This is a genomic window from Bacteroidia bacterium (assembly GCA_041391665.1).
Lineage (GTDB): Bacteria > Bacteroidota > Bacteroidia > J057 > J057 > JAGQVA01.
The window spans coordinates 2,593,007-2,617,781 of sequence record JAWKNO010000002.1; the positions used below are offsets into that span (position 1 = coordinate 2,593,007).

Here is a 24,775-nt window from a genome sequence, read left to right on the forward strand (position 1 = left end):
AAATTATGGAGATCAATGACCTGGCTTTATCCAGGGCAAGAGAAGCCCGGGCCGCCATCGAAAGATTATATACGGAGATGCGCCACATTTTCAACAGTGGTTCTTACAAAAACCCGGGAGCATCGGGAGAAGTGCTTACCCAGGCACTCCTTACCTTAAGCCCTGAAATCTACGGATCCATGGGCGACCCTGACAAGGTAGAGCTGGCAGGGCTTATTTATGTAATCGACCGCCTACCCAAAGGAATAGAGGAATGCCGGCTCGTAAAACTGATTTCGGAAGAAGGTTTTAAGGACTCAGAATTTGAGGTGATCATCCCGCTCAGCCGCAGGAGAAACTGCTACAAAGTCGACGAAGAACATATGTATATCGAAGTGACGCGCGGCAGGAGCGAGATTTACGATATACTTACTCACCTCACTTTTATGTATATGGAGGCCGAAAAAATTCGTAAACACGCTTTTGATGAAAATAATAAACCTTGTCTTGAATGGGAAAAGCTGGAAGCGATTGTTAAAAACGATTCGAAGATAGATGATAAAAACCGCGAGTTGGCGATTACCTATATGAGTTCGCTTTTGGGGCGGACATTTGAAGAAACGCGGCATGCATATCGGCGTATGGCTCAGCATTCATTAACCAATAACGGACTTTTTCATGTGATATATTGGTTGGGGAAAGTAGCGATGGACGAACATTTGCATGGGAAAAGTCGTGAAATAACTTTTTCACCCACACTCCGGGCTCGAATTGGCCATCATATTTACGGAGAAAAATGGGCCAATCAGATCAAAGAGTTTCTTCTCAGTAACCAGTTGATCGAACGACCTGTGCATATTATCAGTGCCAATCTTCACAGTGTGCTGAATAGTATTTATGCCTGGCCGGCCATGAAAAAACATCTCAAAGGAAAACTCAAATCCATAGAATCGCTGGCACTGAACCTCAGTAAACCTGCACATAACAACCTTCGGGAAAAAGTGCTGGAATTTGCCCTGGAGAATGGAATGAGTATGCTGGAAGATCATACAGGAACCAATATTTCTGTGCAGATTATCGACACCGATAAACTTGACCTGCGTTCGCTGGCACCCGAACTTTCATTTGACGAGGCGTATATCAGAGCTGAAAAACCTGTGATTATTGTCATGGATTATGCTTTTGGCGAACAGGCCTTCGAGACGATGGACGAGCTGCTGAAACCGTTGGATTCGGATGAAAGAAGCTGGCCTATGCCGGTCGCTTCCATATCGATTATGGGGAAAGCCGGAATCCTGACAGGGGGAAAAGGAGATATTATGATTCCTACGGCACATATTTTTGAAGGTACTGCGGACAACTACCCGCTCGAAAATGATCTGAAAATGGAAGACTTCTCCAATGACGGTATGCTTGTATGTGAAGGTCCTATGATTACGGTGTTGGGGACATCGCTGCAAAACCGCGATGTTTTGGGTTATTTCAGAGATTCTTCATGGAAAGCGATCGGGCTGGAAATGGAAGGTGCACATTATCAGAAAGCTATACAGGCGGCGGCAATGATTCGCAAAAATATCGATCGGGGAGTAAGGCTGCGGTATGCCTACTATGCTTCGGATAATCCTTTACTTACGGGAAGTACACTTGCCTCCGGCAGCCTGGGGGAAGTAGGCGTAAAACCTACCTATCTGATAACGCTGCGGATTCTTGACCGGATCCTGACTCCAAAGAAGATGGTCTCCCATTATGTTTAGCCTGCAGAGAGGATATAGCCTGCAAATTTGCCTTATCCGGGTATTTTGATTTATTTGTTCCAAAATCTTAAAAATACATGGAAATTATTACCACCGTACAGGGTGCCATTGACAGCGTTTTGGGACCGGTACTCATTGTAATGTTGCTGCTTACCGGCGTTTTTCTGACCATTCGGCTTGGGTTTATTCAGTTTCGAAGACTGGGACATGGTTTTGCCGTAGCAACAGGAAAATACGACGACCCCAACGATCCCGGCGACGTTTCGCATTTTCAGGCACTTGCTACTGCCCTTTCTGCTACAGTAGGAATTGGTAATATTGCCGGTGTGGCCATCGCTATTCACTGGGGAGGGCCGGGTGCACTTTTTTGGATGTGGATCACGGCGCTTTTGGGTATGGCTACCAAGTTTACCGAAGTTACCCTCGCACAAAAATATCGCGATGTGGAGACCGGGGAAGCAAGCCAAATGGTGGGAACGGTTTCTGGTGGGCCGATGTATTATATAGAACGAGGGTTAGGTAAAAACTGGAAGTGGCTGGCCGTTTTTGTGGCATTTGCACTTATGCTTACCGCATTTCTTACCGGCAATGCGATCCAGGCCAATACCGTTGCCGACCTGATGAATTCTGAGTTTGGAATTCCTACCTGGGGTACGGGTGTATTTACTGCGGCCATTGTGGCGATGGTGATTTTGGGGGGAATCAGTCGGATTGGAAAAGTTACCGGTATCCTGGCTCCGGCAATGGCCGGGTTATATGTTCTGGGGGGACTGACTGTGCTTTTTATCAACTACGCAGAAATCCTCCCTGCTTTTAAACTGATTTTTTCGGAAGCTTTTAATCCTACGGCAGGGGTAGCCGGCACAGGGATAGGTGTATTGATACAGACTTTGGTATGGGGGGTAAAAAGAGGGCTTTTCTCCAATGAAGCCGGGCAGGGATCTGCCCCCATTGCGCACTCTGCCGCAAAAACAGACGAACCGGTCTCAGAAGGTGCTGTGGCACTTCTGGAGCCTTTTATCGATACGATTATTATTTGTTCGATCACTGGACTGGTCATCCTGAGTACAGGTGTCTGGACCCAAAAAACACCTACAGAGCTTATTCTCGGTAGCAGCGATGTCTCATGGGTTGAGCAGTCGGGTGAAGATGTTACGTTTGGCAGCGCGCCCTCCGAGTTGGTGGTAGTAGAAGGGGTTGCACAGGGAAATACACATTTTGCCTGGCATGAAGTAGCGGTAACTGAAATTTATACAGATGCTGCCCATTCGCTGAAGTTTTCGGGGAAAATCCTGCCGGGTGAAAGCCGCGCGGTGGGGGATGACGGTACAGAATACAGGGTCTTGCACGGTGATGCAGTAGAAAATGCTGCCCCGCTTACAGCCCTGGCCTTTTCCAAGGACCTCGGCCGTGCGGGGCGAATCATTGTCGTTGTCTGCGTATTTCTGTTTGCCGTATCTACGGCCATTTCCTGGAGTTATTACGGAGACCGTTGCGCCAACTACCTGTTTGGGAAAAAGGCCATTCTGCCCTACAAACTGATATTTGTGCTGATGCACTTTATTGGTGCCGTTACAGCTCTGAATACAATCTGGGGATTGGGAGACACCGCATTGAGTCTCGTAACCATTCCCAACGTATTTGCTTTGCTGTTGCTCTCCGGGGTGGTGAAGAAAATGTCAGACGAATACTTCAAAAACAAATCCTATCTGAGAGAATAGGTTCAATTGCTAAGAATCAAGGACCCCGTGGGTATAGCCAACACATTCGGCCATACCGGGCATGGGGTCTTTTCCGTCTTTTTCATATTCAAGACCAACTACGCCAGTGTATTTGATTTTTTGCAGGGTAGCGAGGAAGCCGGGAATGTCAATAATTCCCCTTCCCAGTTCGACTGGTACGCCGTCTTTCCCTTCCTTATCTACATCTTTCAAATGGATATCATAGAGACGTGAAGCGTATTTTTTTGCCATTGCAGAAGGGTCCTGACCAATTCGCCTCGTATGACCGATATCCATACAAAGGCCAATGCGGGTATCTAGATTTTTGATTTTTTCATAAACCGTATCGGGACCTGGATACACGTCATCACCGGGGCCATGATTGTGGATGGCAAGTTTAATATTCGTTTCCTTAACTTTTTCTTCGGCTCTTGCAAGCAGGTCATGGTTTGGCACACCAATGATCACCTCGACACCCGCCATTTTTGCGTAAGCAAATGCCTGATCTACCTGCTCGGCAGTTTTCATATAAATAACACCGACTCCGTAAAGATTCAGCCCGGCGTCACGCACTTTTTGTGCAATCGTTTTGATCTGGCTTTCTGAGCTTTCCAGTGGCATGTGCATGCTCTTCAGCGCGATATGCGTGAGATTTACCCGTTTGGTCATCGTTATGGTTTGATCAAGGGTAAATTCGCGTAGCGTATAGGAAGCCAGGCCCAGGGTGAGGGAATGGCTCGAAGGTGCCGGACGAAAACCGGGCAGCATCGTAGCACCTGCCAAAGTGCCTGCGCCAATACCTAAGGTGCGTAGAAAATTTTTTCTGGATACATTCATGAGAAAGAGTAGGTTAATTCTAGTGTTTGAAAAGGTAACTTAATAAAAAGGCGCAAACTTTTTACAAAATTTACCCAAAGGTAAGCACAAAGGCAGTGCCTTCATTTTCACTGGAATTTACCCTGATTTCTCCTCCCTGTGCCTGCATAATCTGACGGGAAATGCTTAGCCCTACGCCTGAGCCTTCTTTTTTTGTAGAAAAGAAGGGGATAAAAATCTCTTCGAGTTGATCCGGCGGTATTCCGCACCCGTTGTCTTTGACCGTAATCTGGACCTGTCCGACGGCATTTTCTCCCGCCATCAGCGCAATATATTTTTCCTCCCGCCCCTCTACGGCGTGGATCGCATTGATAATCAAATTGATCACAACCTGTTCTGTCAATTGCAAATCAGCCCATAAAGTGATTTTTTCAGGAACAATCGACAGCTCAAAAGTAATGGCTTCCTTTTGAAAACGTGTGGAGAAAAGCCGTTGGATATCCTGAAAAAATGGGCCGATCGAAATACTTTCAAACTGAGGAACGGGGATACGGGTGAGGTTTCGGTAGGTTTCGACAAAACTCATCAGTCCTTTGCTCCGGTTGCGGATAATATCAATGGCCTGGAGAATGTCTTTGGTTTGATCAGGGGTGATATCCGGGCCGCGAAAGGTTTTGTGATCTGCATGGAAAAGCAGGGCCCGGAGACTATCAGCCAGAGTGGTCACCGGTGTGACGGAATTCATAATCTCATGGGTCAGTACGCGTATCAGCTTTTGCCATGCATCGGTTTCTGTTTTTTCGACTTCCCGTCTGATATTCTGAAAGGAAACCAGTTGGTAGCCGACTCCCTGAAGTTTGAAGGCGGTGACCGAAATAATGAGCGGAATAATCTCTCCGTTTCGGGTGATTCTCACGAGGCGTTTTTCGCCGGAACGCATTTCCCCGATTGCTTTTACCAGACTTTCATCCAAATCTTCTGGTTTGCGGACTCCCGGGAGGGGAAAAAGTATTCTTCCTGCCTGGTTGATGAAATTGATTTCTGACCTGTTGCGGATGGATATGGTCGGAATACTTAGATGATGAAAAACCTGTTCGAGATAGCGGTAATTTTCCTCTTTCTCCAGCCTTATTTTCCGAAACTGTTCTACCACACTGCTGAGTTCGTGATTGAGTTCGTCAAAGGTTTTTCCTTTGCTTTCCTGGTGCATGGTGGAGGTGAAATCGTCGTATCTGATTCCTGAGAAAAAACGTGTCAGCACACGGTTTGTCTGTTCGGTAAAATAAATCAGGTTTACGATCTGTATGAGAATAAGTATGCCGATAAAAACCGCCGAAGCTTTGAGGCCGGCCACAAAAACCATAAAGGAAAACAAACACAGACTTACTGTCAGGACAATGATTCGCACCAAAATATGTAAGCGGAAATGTTTCATTGTTCCTTTTTAGAGCAATCCGTATTTTTCTATGCGGCGGTAAAGAGACGTGCGGGTGAGCCCCAGTTCTTTGGCTGCTTTGCTGATATTGCCGCCGTGTTTGCTGATGGCTTTTCTTATGACCATTTTTTCCACTTCTTCCAGGTTGTAAGTATCGAGAAATAAATCGGCGCTACTTTCGGGAAGATGGCCAAAGTGAAAATCCTGTGGCTGAAGAATATCAGTTTCTGTCATGATCACCGCCCGCTCAATGGCGTGCTGCAATTCTCTGATATTGCCCGGCCAGTGGTATTTTTCCATTCGGGCGAGTGCAGCAGGGCTTATACTATAAACAGCTTTGTGGTATCGTTGGGCATAAATTTGGATAAAATGTTCGGCGAGCAGACTGATATCTTCTTTGCGATCGCGAAGTGGGGGGAGTTGAAGTTCTACGGTATTGATGCGGTAAAGCAGATCTTGTCTGAATTCGCGCGTGGCAACTTTTTCTTTTATAGGGAGATTGGTCGCGCAGATGAGGCGAATATCTACCTCCAGCGGATGGTTGGAACCGACGCGGATGATCCGCCGTTGTTGGAGCGCATTGAGGAGCTTTGCCTGAAGGGGCAGGGAAAGATTGCCGATTTCGTCGAGAAAAAGCGTGCCTTTCTGAGCGAGTTCAAATCGCCCGATTCGGTTTTCTCTCGCATCGGTAAAAGCCCCTTTTACATGGCCAAAAAGTTCACTTTCAAACAGTGTCTCGCTGATTGCTCCCATGTCAACGTTGACAAAAACCTGATTGGCGCGAAGTGAGCGCTGGTGAAGTGCGCGGGCGATCAGCTCTTTGCCGGTACCATTTTCACCCAGTATCAGGATGTTGGCTTCTGTAGCGGCGATTTTGTTGATGGTTTCAAATATGCGGCGTATGGGCTCGCTTTGTCCGATGATTTCCTGATTGCCTTCACGGGTATCTTTAGCAATTGGGGAGGAAGTCTGTTCGGTCCTTGCTGCTTTTATATTCAGCGCATTATGAATAGTGGCAAGCAGTTTTTCGCTGTCCCAGGGTTTGAGCACAAAATCAGTTGCTCCTTTTTTGATCGCTTTGATGGCCGTATCCACATCCCCATATGCTGTCATGAGTACGACAACCGCAGATGGTTCTGTCTCAAGGATTTGATTGAGCCAGTAAAAGCCTTCTTTCCCGCTGATGGCTTCCCGGCTAAAATTCAGGTCGAGTAAAATCAGGTCATAATTGCCATTTTTTACTAACTGATTGAGGAATACAGGACGCTCTTCAGTATCGGCTTCAAAACCGTGACTTTTGAGGAAAATCCGGGCTGCGTCGAGAACATCCCGATCGTCATCTACTACAAGTATGCGGGCTTTGTATGCCATAATGCGAATTTACAAATACTTTCCGGCCAAAGGCTATCGCAAAACTGCGAATTTACCTGTCGCTATGTACATGTGGAAGAAAAAGTGTACGGATTCGTACATCTTCTGTCCTCCTGCGTTCAGTAAACAGAGATGTGGATAGGTGTATCTTTTTGATAATCAATGATTTATAAATGGGTATATTTATTGAATAATGAACACTAGTTTGCATAATCTAAAAATTGCTTCATATATGTTGTTATCTACCCACGAACTGACAAAGGTATACCGTACAGAGGAAATCGAAACGACCGCCCTCAACAATCTTTCTCTGGAAATCGAAGCCGGCGAGTTTCTGGCCATCATGGGGCCTTCCGGTTGCGGTAAATCTACTTTGCTGAACATTCTCGGAATGCTTGATTCCCCTTCATCGGGTAGTTATACCTTTTTGGGAAATGAAGTAAACGGCCTTTCTGAAAAGGGACGGGCAATTCTTCGCAAGGGAAATATTGGTTTTGTGTTTCAGTCCTTTAATCTGATTGAGGAACTTACCGTGTTTGAAAATGTCGAACTGCCGCTGATCTACCTGAAAATGTCTGCTTCTGAGCGCAAAAAACGCGTACATGACATGCTGCAACACCTTCAGATTATGCATCGGGTGAATCATTTTCCCCAGCAACTTTCCGGTGGCCAGCAGCAGCGTGTCGCTGTGGCAAGGGCGCTCGTTACCCGCCCGAGTCTGGTTTTGGCCGATGAGCCTACCGGCAACCTCGATTCTGAAAATGGAAACGAAGTCATGAAAATTTTGACTGAACTCAACGACGCCGGAACGACGATTGTCATGGTTACCCACTCAGAACATGATGCTTCTTACAGCCGGAGAATCATTCGCTTGCTTGATGGAAGAATCTACTCAGAAGTAAATCATAAGTCTTCAGTCATCGGGGGTTAAATAATCTTTCGCGTCAACTCATCTGCTTATGTGGAAAAATTATCTGAACATCGCTATTCGCAATCTGGTGCGAAACAGAGTCCACACTTTGATCAATCTGATTGGGCTTTCGCTGGGTATATCCTGTACTTTGCTGATTGTCTTGTATGTGCAGGATGAAATTAATTACGATAGCCACCATGTGAACAGAAGCAGGATTTTCCGCATTTCCAGCGATATGCGCATGGGGGCCAATGAAGATGAATATGCCCTGACCAGTATGGCTGTCGGGCCAAGACTTAAAGAAGCCTATCCCGAAATAGATACCTTTGTGCGATTTCGTATGGCACCCAACCGAATATCGGTTCGGTATGGCGATAAGCTGTTTAATGAGCAGTTTATCACCATGGCTGACCCTCAGGTATTTTCCGTGTTTACCTACCCGTTGATAAAGGGTAGTCCACAAACTGCCCTTATCAACCCTCGCTCACTGGTATTGACAGAAACCCTGGCCAAAAAATATTTTGCGGAAGAAGACCCTCTGGGGAAACAGATAAAACTCAACAACCTGGATTTTGAGGTTACAGGGGTGATGAAAGATTTGCCAGCCAACTCTGACCTTCCGATTAATGGACTTACCTCTATGGTCGATATGTCAGAAGAGGAGCGCAATGTTATGATGTGGGATTGGGGACGAATGTCATTTTATACCTATCTCCTTTTCAAAAATTCGGGAGAAGGCATGAGTTTTGGTGAAAAACTGGAAGAATTTGCTGCAAAAAATGTCCAGCCATTCTGGAAGGAAAATTCGATTGACGGAGAAATTCACTATCAGCTTACCGCGCTGCCCGACCTGCATTTTCAGACAGACCTCGGATACGACACCCCAAAGGGAAATAAATCTTACCTGTACATATTTTCCCTCGTGGCGATTTTTATTCTCCTGATTGCCTGTATCAACTATATCAACCTCGCGATTGCCCAGTCTTCACGGAGAAGCCTGGAGGTCGGCATCCGTAAAGCCGCGGGAGCCACGCGCGCTCAATTGCTCCGTCAGTTTTTGGGCGAATCGATTATTATTTCCCTGATCGCTTTGTGTTTTGGAGCTATTTTGGTGGAGATTTCTCTGCCTGTATTTAATCAGTTGGCCGGAAAGTCGTTCCTGTTTTCTGACCTGTTACAACCCGGGCTGATTGTAGCGGCTTTATTAATAGTGATGTTTACCGGACTGGTGGCAGGCAGTTATCCGGCTTTGTACCTGGCCTCTTTTCAGCCGATAGAAGTATTAAAAGGACGTATTCAACTTTCTGGCAACAGCCTCCTGCGAAAGGTGCTGGTTGTATTGCAATTCTCTATTTCCATAGGCCTGATCATTGCGACGCTGGTCGTATATGAGCAGATGAGTTTTCTGAAAAACCATGAACTGGGGTTTGAAAAAGAACAGGCGATGGTCGTAGAAGTGCCCTTTGATACAACCCTGTATAAGCGCCTGCCACAGGTGAAGGACGAATTGCTTGCCAATCCGGGAGTAAAAGGGCTTGCTACAAGCGGTCGGTTTGTGCCGGGGGAGGGGAGTGGTACAATCTTGTTTCGTGTAGAGCAGGACAATATGCTCAAAGAAAACCATTTCAGTGTGGTAAGTGTGGATGAAAATTTTATGGATGTGATGAAAATCGGGCTGGTCGAAGGGCGCAATTTTGAACGTAGCAGACAGACAGATCCCCAGCAGGCATTTATTGTGAATGAATCCTTTGTTAAATCTATGGGCTGGGATGAACCTATCGGTAAACGTTTGCAATGGGGATTATTGCCCGACAATCAGGCTGCCAATGATGGAAGGGTTGTCGGCGTCATCAAAGATTACCATTTCAGCTCGCTGCATAACAAGATCGAACCCCTGGTATGGATTTACAATCCCAATACACCACAGCGGTTAGTCGTCAGTATGAATGGCGAAAATATAGCGCAAACGATCGATTTCGTCAGCACCAAATGGCGGGAGATAGACCCCAACCATCCATTAGAATTCTTTTTCCTTGATGCTTTTTTTGACCAACTCTACCGTCGGGAAGAAAGGATGATGACGATATTTGGCTACTTCAGCCTGATTACCATTGTCATCGCCTGTATGGGGCTGTTTGGTGTATCTTCCTTCATCACCCAGCAGCGAACCCGTGAGATCGGGATCAGGAAAATATTGGGTGCAGAAACCCGCCAACTGGTCTTTTTGTTGTCGCGCGACTTTGGCGTATTGGTACTGATTGCGATGTGTATCGCCAGTGCGATTACCTGGCGCGCCATGGCCTTCTGGCTGACCGGTTTTCCTTTTCCGGCGGATATGCCTTTGTATGCTTTTTTTGTGGCGGGTTTCGCCTCCCTTTGTATAGCACTATTGACCACCAGTTACCATTCCCTCCGTACGGCCAAAGCCAATCCGGCTGACGCATTAAGAAATGAATAATCATGCTAAAAAACTATCTGATCGTCGCTATCCGGACATTGGTCCGAAACCGGAATACTTCTATGATCAATATCGCTGGCCTTGCCATCGGGCTTGCCAGTTGTATTCTGATTTTCATCTACGTTCGTTCAGAACTCTCTTATGACCGTTTTCATCCACAGGCTGACAATCTTTTCAGAGTATTGACCATTGACAAGGCACTGGGGGTGACGAGCAATCTCGTAGGAATTACCCTGCCAGCTTTGGGGCCAGCTATGGGTACCGAAATTCCTGAAGTGGTGAAAACCGTTCGCGTGAATGGAAATGGGCGGGGACTGATCACTTATGAGGGGGAGAGTCTTTACGCAGAAGATGTCAAATTTGTAGAACCCTCTTTTCTTAATTTTTTCGGATTTGAGTGGAAGAGCGGCGAAAAAGACCGCGCGCTTACACGTCCATATACAGGCGTGATGTCTGAAAGTCTGTCGAAAAAGATATTCGGAGACAAAGATCCTTTGGGGCAGACGATTACGCTTAACAGCAATCGGGAAATCGAAATAACCGGAATAATGGCGGATCCGCCTTCGGCTACCCACCTGACCTACGAATTGCTGGTTTCTCTCTATCCTTCCGAGCAGGATTCCAATCTGGTCAGAACCCTTCAGTCGTGGCAGCAGATCAGCATGGTTACCTATGTCGCCCTCAACGATCCGGCAAATGAAGAATTGGTAGAAGCCAAGATGGAAGAGATCATTCGGAAAAATGAAGTAGGCGAAAATTTTTCGGTGATTCTCCAGCCGCTTAAGGATGTGCATTTGCAATCCAGTGATGTATTATTTGACGGTTATAACAAAAACAAAACAGATGCCGGGTATGTGTACACGCTGCTCATTGTGGCTTTGTTTATCATCCTTATTGCGGCTTTCAACTTTATGAATTTGTCCACTGCACGTTCTTCCAACCGGGCGAGAGAAGTGGGGATGCGAAAGGTACTGGGTGCATTTCGTCAGCAATTGGTTTTGCAGTTTTTGGGCGAATCGGTGCTTTTGTGTCTGATCGCGCTGGTGCTGGCGGTTGGGTTGGCCGCATTGGTGGTAGAACTCAGCGATTTGCCATTTCCGGTGGATCCTGTGGGCTATTTGTTTGGCGATAAACCCCTGATGTTTGGACTTTTGGGCGGAACGATTTTGCTGGGATTAATGGCGGGCATTTATCCGGCGTTTTTACTTTCAGGATTTGAGCCGGTGAAAGTCTTGAAAGGAAAATTTATGAATACCCTCAGCGGAATCTGGCTTAGAAGAATCCTGGTAGTGGTACAGTTTACCGCATCGATTGTCATGATTATCGGGACGATCGTCGTCTATCAGCAGCTGGAAATGGTGAAAAAAAGGGACAAAGGATTTAACCCGGAGCAGGTTATCACCCTGAATATTGGCAATCGGGCGGTACGCGAAAAGTATGAAGCGCTGGAAAACGAATTAACCCAAAACCCCCATATCAAGGGACTGGCCTGCTCTACTTCGATGCCGGGGAGAGGTTTTGGCCGAACCGGCATTCGGCCCGAAGGCGTTTCAGAGGAAGATATCTGGATCGTAAGTATCATGGGGATGAATGAAGATTATATCCCATTGATGGGAATGGAAATGGCTTCGGGGCGGAATTTTTCCCGCGAGTTTTCGACCGACTCTATACAGGCCACAATTATCAATGAGGCACTGGCAGACGCGTTGGGCTGGGGAGAAGATGCGGTTGGCAAGACGATCAGCTTTGGCCCTGACCCATCGATCGTGGTGGGCGTCGTGAAGAACTTCCACTTTGCCTCCATGCGGCATCAGATAGAGCCGATGATTATGTATTATCAGCCAGGTGTGTTGAATGTACTTTCGGTCAAGCTGGATGCGGAAGATATTTCAGGGACACTCGACCATGTCAGAGCCACATGGGAAAAAGTCAATCCAGGCTTCCCGTACGAATACCAGTTTTTTGACGAAGACTTTGCGCAGCAGTTTAAAAGCGAAGAGACCTTTGCAAGGCTGATTGTATTTTTCACCTGGCTGGCGATATTTATTTCGTGTCTGGGGCTGTTGGGGTTGTCAGCCTTTAGCGCAGAGCAGCGGACAAGAGAGATCGGGATCAGAAAAGTGCTGGGCGCGTCAGTGGTGCAGGTAGTAGGTTTGCTTTCGAAGGAATTCACCATTTTGGTAGGCATTGCCGCGGTCATTGCGGTACCCGTGGCATGGATCGCGATGAATTCCTGGCTGGAGTCCTTTGCCTACCGGATTTCGATCGGGTGGATGGTATTTGTGATGGCCGGAGCGATGGCGCTTGCGATTGCTTTGCTCACCAACGCATACCATGCGGTGAAAACCGCAAGAGCCAACCCAACGGAGGCGTTGCGGTATGAGTAGGGGGGAAGACTTTCTGTTCATATGGGGATGGTGATAATTGTGATTTTCCAAAATCCCCAACCTCCATCAGCCCGGGTGACCCCCCTTAAGGGGGGTCGGGCTTGTGCTGCAGGAACTGCTTCTTGATTTTCCGGTGAAAAGATGAGACTGCCTTTCACAAGACAGCCTCGATCTGCGTAACACCAGAAGCTAAATTTTTCTAACTTGGGGCATGGAAAAATGGTTCGCAAAAATTGGGGCAATACTTCTCCTTTCCGCTACGCTGCTCTCGTGCGGAACCCCCGACAGGAATATACCCGTCTCTGACGACTTTTTCCTTCAGCCGCATTTCCTCCAAACCCAGACGGTTCGCTATCAGGCTTCCCGGGCCGATGCAAAACTCGGCGAAATGACCATCGGCACCCTTGTCGGAAAGGACTCCATAACCGTCGAAACCGTAACCACCATTGAAGGGATGAATATCCGGCAGAAAGTCTCTACCACTCTTTCCCGCACGACGTTTCTGCCGCTCACACATACCGTATCAGGAAGTATCGGCGATATCCCGCTCAATATCCACCTGCGCTGGAACGGTCAGGAAGTGTCCGGACATTCTTCCTTTCCTCGCAATTCACAGGTCCTGGGCGAACGCGAAATCAACCATACGCTGCCTCCCGCTACACTCGAGCGGGCTTCTGTTTTTGCTTTGGTGAAAACCTTCCCGCTAGACTCTTGCCAAAATTTTTCATTCTACTGGTACAATACTCTTGAAGATAATGTCAAAGAAGTGTCTGTCATGGTTTCAGACAGCGCGTCCGTATCCACCCCGTCGGGAACGTACTCCACTTTCCGGGTAGAAATATTGGGCGATGAACCAGCTCTGGTGATGTATGTAAGTAAACAACTCCCGCGCGAGGTTGTACGGATTGAAATCCTTGGGCTGCCATGGGCATTCGATCTGATCGAAGTGGTCGGGAAAGAGCCTGAATAGGCTCCTCCCAACCAGCTTGCTTAGCGCGTAACAAAATCCCAAATTGTATTACATAACAAGTTTGGCTATTTGGCCGCATTCCTGCAATGACGGGTTGGCTAACGGCTTACAGGATTTTACAAACGGTGTGTTTTCTCCATTTAGCGGTAATACATTTTTGCTGCTGGTAAAATGGAAAATATTAACCGGCAAAATGACAAATGTCACGCTCCCGCCTTATGCTGCGACTTATTTTTGAATGATTCTAAATAATGCGAACTTTACCACCGTTTTTGAGTTATACCTGTTATTGATATAAGACATATGCGTCTGCTTTCCCGTTCTATCTTTGCTTTGCTGTTTGCGCTGCTCTTAAACTTTGTCTCAGCTCAATCGCTTACCGGTAGTCTGAGAGGTAATGTAAAAAATCGCCAGACAGAAATTCCGGTCGCAGGGGTTAAAGTAGTGGTTCTCAAAACTGCGGATGCTGTTTTTGAAACTACCTCAGAACCAGATGGTTCCTTCTTTATCGATGGTATCCCCGTGGGGCGTCACGAAATAGAATTTTCTGCCGAAAATTATAAAAACCTCATACGCCCGGGCGTCCTGATCGTCTCCGCCAAACAAACAGATCTTCAGGTACTGATAGAAGAAAGTTTTTATCAACTCAATGAGGTAGTGCTCGTCCCGGAAAGAGAAAAAGGCCGCGTACTCAATGATATGGCATCAGTCAGTGCCATCTCCTTTGAGGTCGAAGAAACCCGTAAGTTTGCCGGTGGTCTCGACGATCCCGCCCGCCTCGCTGGCAACCTGCCTGGTGTAGTGGCTACACCATTTATCTCGGAAAACAGCATCTCCGTCAGGGGTAATTCTCCGCGTGGAATGTTGTACCGCCTCGAAGGGGTCGATATCCCCAATCCCAACCATTTTGCGCGTATCGGCGGCTCCTCCGGTACTTTTACGATTTTCAGCAATCAGCTGCTCGCAAATTCCGACTTTTTTACCGGTGCTTTCCCTGCCGAATATGGCAATGCCACCGCAGGGGTTTTTGATATCCGCTTCCGCAATGGCAATAACCATAAACATGAATTTGCTCTTCAAGCGGGTGTGCTTGGCGTAGATCTCGCCGCAGAAGGCCCGCTCGCTGAAGGAAAAAAGGCTTCCTATCTGGTCAATTACCGCTATTCCTCCCTGGGGTTTGCCAATCTCCTGATCAACTACCTCTCCTTACCTACCTACCAGGATCTCTCTTTTAAAATTCACCTGCCGACAAAATCTGCGGGGACTTTCGATATTTTTGGTATTGCAGGGGTCAGTAAAAGGCTTCGCTATGCCGAGCAGGACACTGCGCTATGGAAAGAAGATCTGGATCGATTCGAACTCCTCCTGACTTCTGATATGGCCGCCACCGGTGTAAGTCACACGCTGCTTCTCGGCTCTCGCTCTGTGCTCAAAACAGTGGTTGTCGGCTCTTACAGCAATATGAAAGACAATAAAAAATACCTGGATGATTCCCTGGGATTTTTTCAAAGAGAAAAAAATGAGTTGGTTCAACAACCCATTACGGTTACCTCTTCTCTGACTCACAGGTTCTCGCCCCGGATTACTACCAAAACAGGTGTTATCTACACCACGGCATCTAATAATTATGTTTCGCTGAAATATGATTATGTGGAAAATCAGCTGTTTACCCGTGCCCGGGAATCCGGGCGTACCAACAAATTGCAGGCATACACACAAACACAATTCCGCCTGAACCAAAAATTTACGGCAAACCTGGGGCTGCATTTCCTCTACTTCGACCTCAATCAGCAGGCTTCCGCAGAACCCCGCGTCGGGCTTGTGTTCAGACCCGCCCCGAGACACAGCATTTCTGCCGGATACGGTCTTCACAGCAGGGTCGAGAGTTTTCCGACCTATATGACCCGTCTCCACGAAATCGCTGACTCTCTCTCCCGACCCAACCTCGATCTCGGCTTTATCAAAACGCATCACTTCGTGCTGGGCTATCAGGCTATGCTGACCGATTATCTTCGTATCAGGGTGGAAGGGTATTATCAATACCTCTTTAATGTGCCTGTAGAGGTAAACGGGTACTATTCTGTCGTCAATATCGATGAATTAAACGAGCTCCGCGTGCTGGAAAATCTCGGTACAAGTATCAACAAGGGAATCGATTTTGGGGTGGAAAGATTTACGAAAAATGGCATGTATTTCCTGCTCAACGGGAGCATTTTCGATTCCAAATATACGGATGCTGAAGGCGTAACCCGCAGCACGGCTTTTGATATCGGGCATAAGGTCAATATGCTCGCAGGCAAAGAGTTTCGCGTAGGGAAAAAGAAAGGGTACAACAATACCATCGGCCTGAACGGAACGCTTTCAGCCTTCGGCGGGCAGCGTTATACGCCCATTGATCTCGTCAGATCTATGGCAGCCCGGGAGACCATTTACGATGAAAGCCGTTCCTTCGAACTTCAGGAAAAACCGTTGTATATTTTTGATTTCACTTTTACTTACAAAGTCAATCGCCCCAGATATACAGGCACATGGGCCTTGCAGATCAAAAATCTGTTCTCCAGCTCAACTCCCGAATACCGCGAATATGATGCCCTGCTCCAACAGGAAGTTACGCTGGAAGGAGCCAGCTTTCTCCCTGTGATGAGCTATAAAATCGAGTTTTGAGGAAAATAAACTTTTTGTATTTTTGAGAAAACCCCAAACCATGGAATACTCTCAAAATACAGAACCGGAAATTTATTCCTACGAACAATACCTCGCCCTTGAAAGGGAAAATGAGGATACCCGCTATGAGTTTTACGACGGGGAAATTGTCGCGATGTCGGGCGCTTATATCCGTCACGCGAGGATTGTGACCAATACTTCTACCCGGATTTTTGAAAAATTACGGGAGGGCGATTGTGATGTTTTTGCCGAAGGGGTCAAACTCCATATTCCCCAAACCAGACACTATTTTTACCCCGATATTCTGGTTACCTGCAATCCGTTGGATCTTCAGTCTAAATCTGGAATCAGAAACCCATCGCTTGTTGTAGAGGTGCTTTCTCCTTCTTCCGTCAGGTGCGATAAAGCCCGCAAACTCGATCAATACGTGCGGCTTCCCTCACTTAAATATTATCTCATTATCTCTCAGGAGGAGTGCCGGGTGGAAGTGTATGAAAGGCAAAGTGAAAAGTCCTGGATATACACGATTTATGACGAACTCTCTCAAAACATTTTTCTGGAAGAATGGGATATTACCCTTTCTCTCAAAGATATTTACCGGAAAGTGGTGTTTGGGCTGGAAAGAATCGAAGAGGAGGAAGAGGAATATACCTCTCCCGCCTATTAAATCTCGCCGTAAAGTTTCATGATATTTTTCACAACCAGTTCTTCCTGAGTCCAGGGAATAAAGTGATTTTCTTCTGGTAAACGGATAACCTCCGGGCCCTCAGGTATCATTTTTTCAATAAAATCTGCATGGGCTTTATTTACCAGCATATCCTTACCTCCCTGAATGACAATTGTTTTGGCTTTGACTTTTTCCCACATGGGTACCATTTCGTACAACTCTTGTTTCAAAGGTACAATCTCTCTGTTGGAAATATCCATGTCTGGCGGCAACAACCACCGCAACCATTTTGAACGAAAGGGTTTCTGCAACCAATACACTCTTTTCTCTTTTTCCGGATCAGCCAGCCCGGCAAGTGCCACGATTCCATCTATTTTGTCGGGATAGTCCATCGCCAGCCTGAATCCGATAGGGCCGCCAAACGAATGCGTAACCAACATCAGCGGAATAGAATCCGGTACCATATCCAACAAGGGCTTTACCAATAATGCCTGCATTTCAATCGAAGACTCGGGCTCATGCTCCGATTTTCCATAGCCGATCCTGTCCACTGACATCATCCGGAAATGTTTCAGCAACGTGGTGTCTTTGAAATAAGCGGCAAAGGCGTCCCATGTACCAGGTGAGCCATGGATAAAAATAATGGTCGGAAGGGAATCTTCGCCAATACATGCGTAATGTATGGTTTTCCCTTCCGCCTGATAAAACCCGTAAGTGGGCTGTTTGGGGTTCCCTTCAAAGTATTTTTCCAGTGCCTGGTCATTTTTAGAAAAATCCATGAAAAACCGGAAAATAACGTAGAGAACCAGAACAATAAGGCCAATGGTGATGAGCACGTACTTCAGGATTTTAGTCGGGTAGACTTGCATAGATAATTATCGCTTGAGGATTTCCTTTTCGGATATTTCGACCAGGGTTCCATATTTCTCCAGGCCGGCAATGTCCAGTCGCTTTTTGTCTCCTACGATCATTATCAAAATGGGTTTCCCATGAAGGTTTTGCTGGTAAAACGAATTGATTTCTTCGAATGTAAGCGATTCATATACAGGAAGTTTTGATTCGTTGGGGTCAGCCGTATAGCCCATCCTTTTCCAATTTTCGACCTCATCTGAAAGAGTCCTGAAATTGGGTTTTCCACTGTAAGCCATCAGCCTCAGATTGGCGCGAACCAGGTCGATTCTGTCTGTTTTTTGTGGCATATCGGCTACCAGTCCGTTCATCACTTCCAGCGCCTCAGCAGTTTTATCTGCCTGACAGCCAATATAGGTCACGAGCGCCCCGGGCATTCCGGGTTTCTGGGGTGTGCGATACCGGCCACTGGCACTGTATGCAAGGGAGCGGTATTCTCTGATTTCCTGCACAACCAAGCCGGAAAAACCTCCGCCAAAATAGGAGTTAAACGCATCTATATAGGGCTGGTCTTTGGTTTGGTAATTATCTCCCAAAACATAAAAATATACCTGACTCTGAACGGCGCGTTTGTCGTTGAGGAAAAATACCTGCGGTTTGCTATACTTTTCCAGCGGCAATGTTGAGGGTGATTCCGATGGTTTGGGTTCTTTCGCCAAAAAGCTCAGGTCTTTGATCGCTGCGGCAACTTCCGCTGCACTTTTTTTGCCGGAATAATGTACCGAAGCAGTGTACTGCATCGCTTCCTGATGAAGGGCCAATAGTTGTGAAATCGTGAGTTTCTTTAAATCTGCTTTGCCAAAACGGTTGAGATAATCGGAGTTTTTTCCATACATCCCATAACTCAGCAGTACTCCGCCAGTCTCTGACGGCTGTTTCTCTGATAATTTCCTTTCCGTGAGTATCTGGTTGACTACTACTTTGAGATTCTCATCAGTGGTTACGGGACTTGAGGTCAGTTGATTCAGGAGGGACATCCCTTGCTTGAATGATTCTTCGGGGCCGGTCAGGGTTATGGAATAATAGCTGTTATCTCCCGAAATGGAATAGGTACAGCCCATTTCCTGAAACTTAGTCTTCAAAGCCTTCAAATCCATACTGGCTGTTCCTGAATAATTCATCAGATATCCTGCAGTTTCCAGTCCCCGGATTTTTCTTTCGCCAATTCCATAGCGAATTTCCAGTTCGAATATGTCGTTGATTGGGTTGTGAACGACATATAAGTTGTTTCCATTTTCCAGGGGTTGCCAGTCTATATCTTTTTCAAAATCGACAAACAGGGGCGGTGTTCTCTTTTCTCCCAATTTTTCAAAGTGTTGGGCATACACAGACTTTTCTCCGTCTTTGGGCAATACCGGCTTAAAACCGGGCTTGTCAAGTGTAGTCTTTTTGGGAAATCCCCGTCCCGAATGCAAAGCCAAAAAATTATCTGCAAAATACTGATTGGCGATTCTGACAATATCTGCTTTGGTAATAGCCTTTAGTTTTTCGGGATAAGCAAGATAATCATCCCATGATTGTCCGCTGATATATAAATCTCCCAGAGTGATTGCCCTGCTTTCGGGGTCTTCGAGTGAAAGCTGGAACAGTCGGTTCATTTCATTTTTTGCTGCTTCCAGCCTGGCTTCGTCAAAATCTCCGGACTGGAGTTTTTCGATCTGATCGAAGACCATAGATTCTGCACTTTTTAACGACTGCCCCAGTAATTTGGGAATAAAAAACAAAATCGAAGATCCGTAGTCGATCTGGTTATTTGAAAATGAACCTGCAAACATCAGTTTGTTTTCCAGCACCAGCTCGTTTAACAACCCGGTTTCTCCTTCATTAAACAACAGAAAATCAAACATTTCCAGCCCGATTTCATCGGGATGACCAACTGGTACAGTTCTAAATCCGAGAACGCCAACTTTTACAGGTGCAGCGCGCATATGTAATTCTTCTCTACCGGCGAATGGTTTTTCTTCATAATGGGGAAAAGCAGGGATTTCGCCTGATTTGAGTTTTCCGAAAGTTGCCTCAATGATGGGTTTAATTTCTTCAGGGAAAATATCGCCACTGAGAATCAGCGCCATATTGTTGGCGACATAATAGGTATTAAAAAACTCGTACATCTTCCGGAGGGAAGGGTTTTTCAGGTGTTCGACCGTGCCCAGCGTGGTTTGCTGCCCGTATGGGTGGGTTTTGTAAAAGTTGCGGTTGAAATTCTCAAAAATGGCGATCGTAAAATTGTCCATCGAGCGGTTCTTCTCTTCGTACACCACTTCGAGTTCTGCCTGGAAGGTGCGAAATACGGGATTCTGGAAACGATGGGCGTAGATATCCAGCCATTTTTCGGCCTGATTGGGCGGGAAAAAGTTGTGGTAAAATGTCATCTCATCCGTTGTGAATGCATTTACCTCCGTACTGCCGATACTTTTAAGCAGGTTGTCAAACTCATTGCCAATGCTATAGGCGACTGCCGCCGTTGACTGTTCGTTGATTTGTTGTTGAATGGCTTTCCTGGCCTCCTCGTCAGTTGTCGCTCCCAACCGGTCATACAGCGCGACGATGGAATCCTGAAAGGGTTTTTCTTTTTCGTAGTCAGTGGTGCCAAGGGTTGTGGTTCCCTTAAAAAGCATATGTTCCAGATAATGGGCAATACCTGTTGCATCTTTGGGATCCTGCTTGCTTCCGGCATTGATTGCCACTGCCCCAAATACCGTGGGCTGCGAATGGTCTTCATTGAGATAGACGGTAAGGCCGTTTGCCAGCCGATAGGTTTCCACCTTAAGAGGATTTACATCATTTTGGGCAAATGCATGTAACTGTAGGCCCGTAAGGGCCATCATGAGACAAAGAAATTCCCGGGTTTTCATGTTAGTAATTGGTTTTGAACAAGGGTAATAACACGCCAAATTAATGAGAAGTTTGTAATTTGTATTTAATTTCCCTTCAAATGGATCAAGAACCCAGGCAGCGGCGGTTATTTTTGGGAATTCCTTTACCGGAAAAGGTGCTTTTTCCTCTGAATGATTTTGTTCGCCCTCACCAAAATCTAAAGAATATACGATGGGTGCCTGCCGATAATCTTCATATTACGGTTTATTTTTTTGATAATGTACCGGAAGAGCGGGTGGAAAATCTGATTTCCCTCATCTCAGTCGGGCTCCGGCAAACGCGCTCATTCGGGCTGGACTTCGACCGCTATTGTTTTGCCCCTCAGGCAAAAGATGCCAGAATGATCTGGGCAAGATACCGCAAGTCAGATGCTTTTCGCGATCTGGTGACCTGCATTCATACTTTGTACCGGCAGATTGCGCCACAACAGATTCGGAAAAGTCCGGTTCCGCATATTACCCTTGCCCGCCTGCGCGATTTTTCCGATCACAGATTACTCAATCTAAGATTCAACCAACCTCCGCAACTTCCGGTAAACGAACTTATCCTCTGGGAGTCTCATCTTCGACCTGAAGGCGCATGGTATGAGGTGGTTCGCCGTTTTGGACTAAAGGATTAATCGTACCTGACTTTCAAAGTACCACAATTGCTGAGTGTGGATCGCAACTGAAGGGTTTGCTCACGCACGCCGTCATCTACTGTGATAGAGGCTGTGTTGGGGGGAAGCGCACCAAGATTATGGGCGTACAAAATGATAAAGTTGTCGCCTTTGTGGAAAGTGTATGAAACTGCTTTCTTTTGTTTTTTGAGTCCATAGTTTTCCACCAGCCATTGTCCGTTGACATTGATTGAAACGGTATCCTGGTCTTCCGCCGCGTGATCCCAGATATAGATGGTTACTTCCGGATTGGAAATGACAATCTCCTCCTGCTTTTTTACCCGCCGGTTGCGGATTTTGAGCGGACTTCCGCTTCGGTCGTAGTCGATATCCGTTTCCACTTTTGTAATGACTGGTGGTTCCGGCTCCGCCGGTTCTTCCTTGATCGTGGGTCGCACGATCTGTGGTGTTGTCGTTGCAACCTGCGGCGGTGCATCGTTTTCTTCTCCGCAACGGGTAACCTGCTGGGGTTCTGAAATTCGCTCACATAGGTCTGCAAAGGCTTTCACCTGATAGGTGCCTGGCGTGCGTACATCCAGCGACCGCCCTGTGGCACCCGGTATGGCCTTCCCGTTGCGAAGCCATTGATAATTGAGCCCTTCCGTAACCTGGGTCAGCAGTGTTACCGCCTCACCATAACAGATATTTAGTGGCTCTCGTTTTGATGCGAGGTTGGGTCGTCCATATTTCATGAGGAAGGCAGGCGAGCCGCTGGTCAGGTCAAACTGTGATCCTTCAAAATTATTTCCCCGGCTGATACCTGCGATATATACGTGGCCCTCTTCGTCGGCATTGATTGCCGGCAGGTCGAAATCTGTGCTGGAAGCGTTTTTATTCTGCCAGATAATCGCCTGCTTGTCGAGTCGGTTGAGTTTTGTAACAAAATACTCGCTGCGATCGGTGATCCCAGAAATATAGAGGTCTCCTTCACTGCTGTGAATGCGGGTTTTAAGGGTAATAGAGCCATTGGGCGTAAGCATTTGTCCTTGCCACCGCACAACACCATATGGATCCATTCGCCATATTTCACGATTGAGTGCTACCCATGTATTGCCATCACAATCGGTGTGAATATCGTGGGTACGGTAGCGGGTTTTTTCGGTATTGATCTTAAATGCCCATTTAAACTCTCCGTCGGGATTGAGTTTTGCGACAAAATAGCTGTCACCACGAAGAGAAGCGCGCAATACTTCCAGTCTGAAATTGGCGATGGAAGTAAACCCTCCCGCCAGATATACATTGCCGTCACAATCGATATGAAGCGAGTTGCCGAAGTCATCTTCGTAATAGTCGACAGGGAACGTCTTTAGCCAGACCAGCTCTCCCTTTGGTGAATGTTTGGCTACAAACAACCCGCCCCGGTTTGCTGCCGGGATTCGTTTATTGCCCATGATGAGGGTGTCGCGAAACCGTCCCGAAGTATAAATAAAACCTAAAGCATCAACGGCAAGACCAGTCATATTTTGCCGGGGCTCGTCTTTTGTCCACATCAGCAAACCATCGGGGCGGTATTTTTCAATGTAGGTGTCGTTGTTGGAAAGGATAAGATTTCCCTCCGGATCGGCAACCATAAAACCAGGAGAATAGCTATTCCTTTTAATCTCGGGAAAACTGACGCGGTAAAGTCCTTCGGGGAAAAACCCGGTGATCTGATCGTAGGGTTTGCCTCTTTTATCTGTGGTCGAAAGGATATAGGCGCCGCCATTAGGGCCCACGGCAATGTCTCGTATCACAGCTTCTCCCTTAGGTTTGGGGAGTTTATTGGTCCAAAGCCAGCGGGGGAGAATGGGTAACAGGCCATTTACTGTGTCTGCGGCTGTATAAATGCCCGGCGGGGTAAATCGCTGCAGATTCATTTCTTCTGAAGTTGCTGCACAACTCCCATTGAGAATCATGAGCCGGTATCTCCCCGGAGACTTTACCCAAAAGTTGGCGGTATTGGCTCCCGGAATATCGAGTTTGTTTTTTTGCCACTGGTACGTTTGCCCAAAACTCCTGTTGGCCGAAAGCTGTACCGAATCGTCCAGGCAAATAATGGAGGTGGCGGCATTGATATAGGCATCCGGAGGGTTTACAAACCGAATCTGACTTACCGCTGAAGTATCTACACAGTTGTCCTTAAAGCGTATTACCTGATAGGCACCTGGATCTGTAATTTTCAGGCTGCGCTCTTCCGCTCCCCGAATCCTTGAACCATTTTTCAGCCATTGGTAGCGTATGTCTTTTCCCATGGTAAAACCTGCTTCGAGTTCGATCTGATCTCCGATGCACAGGGTTTGATCGCCCTCCGGATAAATCGTCGCCTCACAACTGGTCATATCCATATAAAAAATATCGTTGCTGCCGTAAGAATTAGTTTCTGAACACCAGAAGAGGGTTTTGCCGTCGGCAGAAAGTACAAAGTCAAAGTCATCGCCAGGGGTGTTGAGGGGTGCGCCAATATTCACCGGACGTGACCAGTTTCGCCAGGTATTGTCGAGTCTTTTGGATACAAATATGTCAAATTTGCCTTTTCCCCCATAACCATCACTGGTAAAGTAGAGGGTTTCGCCGTCTGCTGCCAGAAACGGAGCGTCGTCGTCGCCATAGGTGTTGATCATGGGGCCCAGGTTGATCGGTGCCCCCCAGGCTGTATCGTTGATGGGAAAACAAACATAAAGATCTGTACCGCCATACGTATCATCGCCTTCGTTGGGAAGCAGCATGATGCGATTTTTGGAAAAAAAATAATCCTTATAACTTCCCCGATACACAAAATTTCTGATATGGGCGCTGTAAGGTGATGACCAGTAGCCCTCCCGTGAACGTACCGAATAGCCGATGCCTGCGTCTTTGACCCCTGGCGGAACCTGATTAACCCAGAGGGTATCGTGTCTTGGCGATACCTGCCACACAAAATCATGTCCGTTGGTATTGAGTGGCGAGCGCATGTGAACCGCTGCGCTCCATTGGCCGGATCGGTCTTTTTGTGAATACCATATATCGCCCGGATCCATGACTCCAGCCGTATTTTGCGGAGTTTCTCTTCGCCAGAAATACAAGGTCTGCCCGTCAGGTGAAAGACGTGGTTCCCGCTCTTCAAATGGAGAATTGATATTCTGGTCAAAATGTTGTGCCTTCTGGGCAAACAGAAATAATCCTGGAAATGGAAACAGCAGCAAAAATAATATACGGATTTTCATTGGTGGTAAAATCG

15 protein-coding genes are annotated in these 24,775 nt (G+C 46.9%); 9 read left to right on the forward strand and 6 right to left on the reverse strand.

Annotation, left to right across the window (positions count from 1 at the left end; translation table 11 throughout):
- The first annotated feature begins 5 nt into the window (after positions 1–5).
- Both R3D00_21835 and R3D00_21840 read left to right on the forward strand, forming a co-directional pair.
- Positions 6–1,733 carry a hypothetical protein gene (locus R3D00_21835; protein MEZ4775837.1) on the forward strand — a complete coding sequence of 576 codons (1,728 nt, stop codon included), beginning with the start codon at positions 6–8 and terminating at the stop codon, positions 1,731–1,733.
- Positions 1,734–1,810: 77 nt separating this feature from the next.
- Entirely contained in the window at positions 1,811–3,454 is a 1,644-nt protein-coding gene (locus R3D00_21840; protein MEZ4775838.1) for a sodium:alanine symporter family protein, read from the forward strand.
- Between the two features lie 9 nt (positions 3,455–3,463).
- On the opposite strand, the gene R3D00_21845 is transcribed toward R3D00_21840, so the two are convergent.
- From R3D00_21845 to R3D00_21855, 3 genes are all read right to left on the reverse strand, one after another.
- Positions 3,464–4,291: a sugar phosphate isomerase/epimerase family protein gene (locus R3D00_21845; GenBank protein ID MEZ4775839.1), complete on the reverse strand. Its 828-nt coding sequence runs from the start codon at positions 4,289–4,291 to the stop codon at positions 3,464–3,466.
- A gap of 70 nt (positions 4,292–4,361) precedes the next feature.
- On the reverse strand, positions 4,362–5,705 hold the full coding sequence (locus R3D00_21850; GenBank protein MEZ4775840.1) for an ATP-binding protein: 1,344 nt from the start codon (positions 5,703–5,705) through the stop codon (positions 4,362–4,364).
- 9 nt (positions 5,706–5,714) lie between these two features.
- Entirely contained in the window at positions 5,715–7,079 is a 1,365-nt protein-coding gene (locus R3D00_21855) for a sigma-54 dependent transcriptional regulator (protein ID MEZ4775841.1), read from the reverse strand.
- Positions 7,080–7,308: 229 nt separating this feature from the next.
- On the opposite strand from R3D00_21855, the gene R3D00_21860 reads away from it, so the two are divergent.
- From R3D00_21860 to R3D00_21885, 6 genes are all read left to right on the forward strand, one after another.
- Entirely contained in the window at positions 7,309–8,007 is a 699-nt protein-coding gene (locus R3D00_21860; GenBank protein ID MEZ4775842.1) for an ABC transporter ATP-binding protein, read from the forward strand.
- A gap of 28 nt (positions 8,008–8,035) precedes the next feature.
- Positions 8,036–10,447, forward strand: coding sequence for an ABC transporter permease (locus tag R3D00_21865; GenBank protein MEZ4775843.1), 2,412 nt, complete (start codon positions 8,036–8,038; stop codon positions 10,445–10,447).
- A 2-nt stretch (positions 10,448–10,449) separates the two neighbouring features.
- Positions 10,450–12,834: an ABC transporter permease gene (locus R3D00_21870; protein ID MEZ4775844.1), complete on the forward strand. Its 2,385-nt coding sequence runs from the start codon at positions 10,450–10,452 to the stop codon at positions 12,832–12,834.
- A 211-nt stretch (positions 12,835–13,045) separates the two neighbouring features.
- Positions 13,046–13,804 carry a hypothetical protein gene (locus R3D00_21875; GenBank protein ID MEZ4775845.1) on the forward strand — a complete coding sequence of 253 codons (759 nt, stop codon included), beginning with the start codon at positions 13,046–13,048 and terminating at the stop codon, positions 13,802–13,804.
- A gap of 303 nt (positions 13,805–14,107) precedes the next feature.
- Entirely contained in the window at positions 14,108–16,468 is a 2,361-nt protein-coding gene (locus tag R3D00_21880; protein ID MEZ4775846.1) for a TonB-dependent receptor, read from the forward strand.
- A gap of 40 nt (positions 16,469–16,508) precedes the next feature.
- Positions 16,509–17,135: a Uma2 family endonuclease gene (locus R3D00_21885; protein ID MEZ4775847.1), complete on the forward strand. Its 627-nt coding sequence runs from the start codon at positions 16,509–16,511 to the stop codon at positions 17,133–17,135.
- Here R3D00_21885 and R3D00_21890 read toward each other — a convergent pair.
- A complete protein-coding gene (locus tag R3D00_21890) occupies positions 17,132–18,004 on the reverse strand; it encodes an alpha/beta hydrolase (GenBank protein MEZ4775848.1) in 873 nt (290 codons plus the stop codon). The two genes, R3D00_21885 and R3D00_21890, sit on opposite strands and share 4 nt — an antisense overlap.
- 6 nt (positions 18,005–18,010) lie before the next feature.
- On the reverse strand, positions 18,011–20,899 hold the full coding sequence (locus R3D00_21895) for an insulinase family protein (protein ID MEZ4775849.1): 2,889 nt from the start codon (positions 20,897–20,899) through the stop codon (positions 18,011–18,013).
- 80 nt (positions 20,900–20,979) lie between these two features.
- Here R3D00_21895 and thpR point away from each other — a divergent pair, with 80 nt between their 5' ends.
- Positions 20,980–21,540 carry an RNA 2',3'-cyclic phosphodiesterase gene (gene thpR, locus R3D00_21900; GenBank protein ID MEZ4775850.1) on the forward strand — a complete coding sequence of 187 codons (561 nt, stop codon included), beginning with the start codon at positions 20,980–20,982 and terminating at the stop codon, positions 21,538–21,540.
- On the opposite strand, the gene R3D00_21905 is transcribed toward thpR, so the two are convergent.
- Positions 21,537–24,761, reverse strand: coding sequence for a hypothetical protein (locus tag R3D00_21905; GenBank protein MEZ4775851.1), 3,225 nt, complete (start codon positions 24,759–24,761; stop codon positions 21,537–21,539). The two genes, thpR and R3D00_21905, sit on opposite strands and share 4 nt — an antisense overlap.
- Positions 24,762–24,775 lie beyond the last annotated feature (14 nt).

Coding starts and splice junctions, on each gene's coding strand:
- R3D00_21835 (MEZ4775837.1), top strand. CDS start 6: ATGGAGATCAATGACCTGGCTTTATCCAGGGCAAGAGAAGCCCGGGCC.
- R3D00_21840 (MEZ4775838.1), top strand. CDS start 1,811: ATGGAAATTATTACCACCGTACAGGGTGCCATTGACAGCGTTTTGGGA.
- R3D00_21845 (MEZ4775839.1), bottom strand. CDS start 4,291: ATGAATGTATCCAGAAAAAATTTTCTACGCACCTTAGGTATTGGCGCA.
- R3D00_21850 (MEZ4775840.1), bottom strand. CDS start 5,705: ATGAAACATTTCCGCTTACATATTTTGGTGCGAATCATTGTCCTGACA.
- R3D00_21860 (MEZ4775842.1), top strand. CDS start 7,309: ATGTTGTTATCTACCCACGAACTGACAAAGGTATACCGTACAGAGGAA.
- R3D00_21865 (MEZ4775843.1), top strand. CDS start 8,036: ATGTGGAAAAATTATCTGAACATCGCTATTCGCAATCTGGTGCGAAAC.
- R3D00_21870 (MEZ4775844.1), top strand. CDS start 10,450: ATGCTAAAAAACTATCTGATCGTCGCTATCCGGACATTGGTCCGAAAC.
- R3D00_21875 (MEZ4775845.1), top strand. CDS start 13,046: ATGGAAAAATGGTTCGCAAAAATTGGGGCAATACTTCTCCTTTCCGCT.
- R3D00_21880 (MEZ4775846.1), top strand. CDS start 14,108: ATGCGTCTGCTTTCCCGTTCTATCTTTGCTTTGCTGTTTGCGCTGCTC.
- R3D00_21885 (MEZ4775847.1), top strand. CDS start 16,509: ATGGAATACTCTCAAAATACAGAACCGGAAATTTATTCCTACGAACAA.
- R3D00_21890 (MEZ4775848.1), bottom strand. CDS start 18,004: ATGCAAGTCTACCCGACTAAAATCCTGAAGTACGTGCTCATCACCATT.
- R3D00_21895 (MEZ4775849.1), bottom strand. CDS start 20,899: ATGAAAACCCGGGAATTTCTTTGTCTCATGATGGCCCTTACGGGCCTA.
- thpR (MEZ4775850.1), top strand. CDS start 20,980: ATGGATCAAGAACCCAGGCAGCGGCGGTTATTTTTGGGAATTCCTTTA.
- R3D00_21905 (MEZ4775851.1), bottom strand. CDS start 24,761: ATGAAAATCCGTATATTATTTTTGCTGCTGTTTCCATTTCCAGGATTA.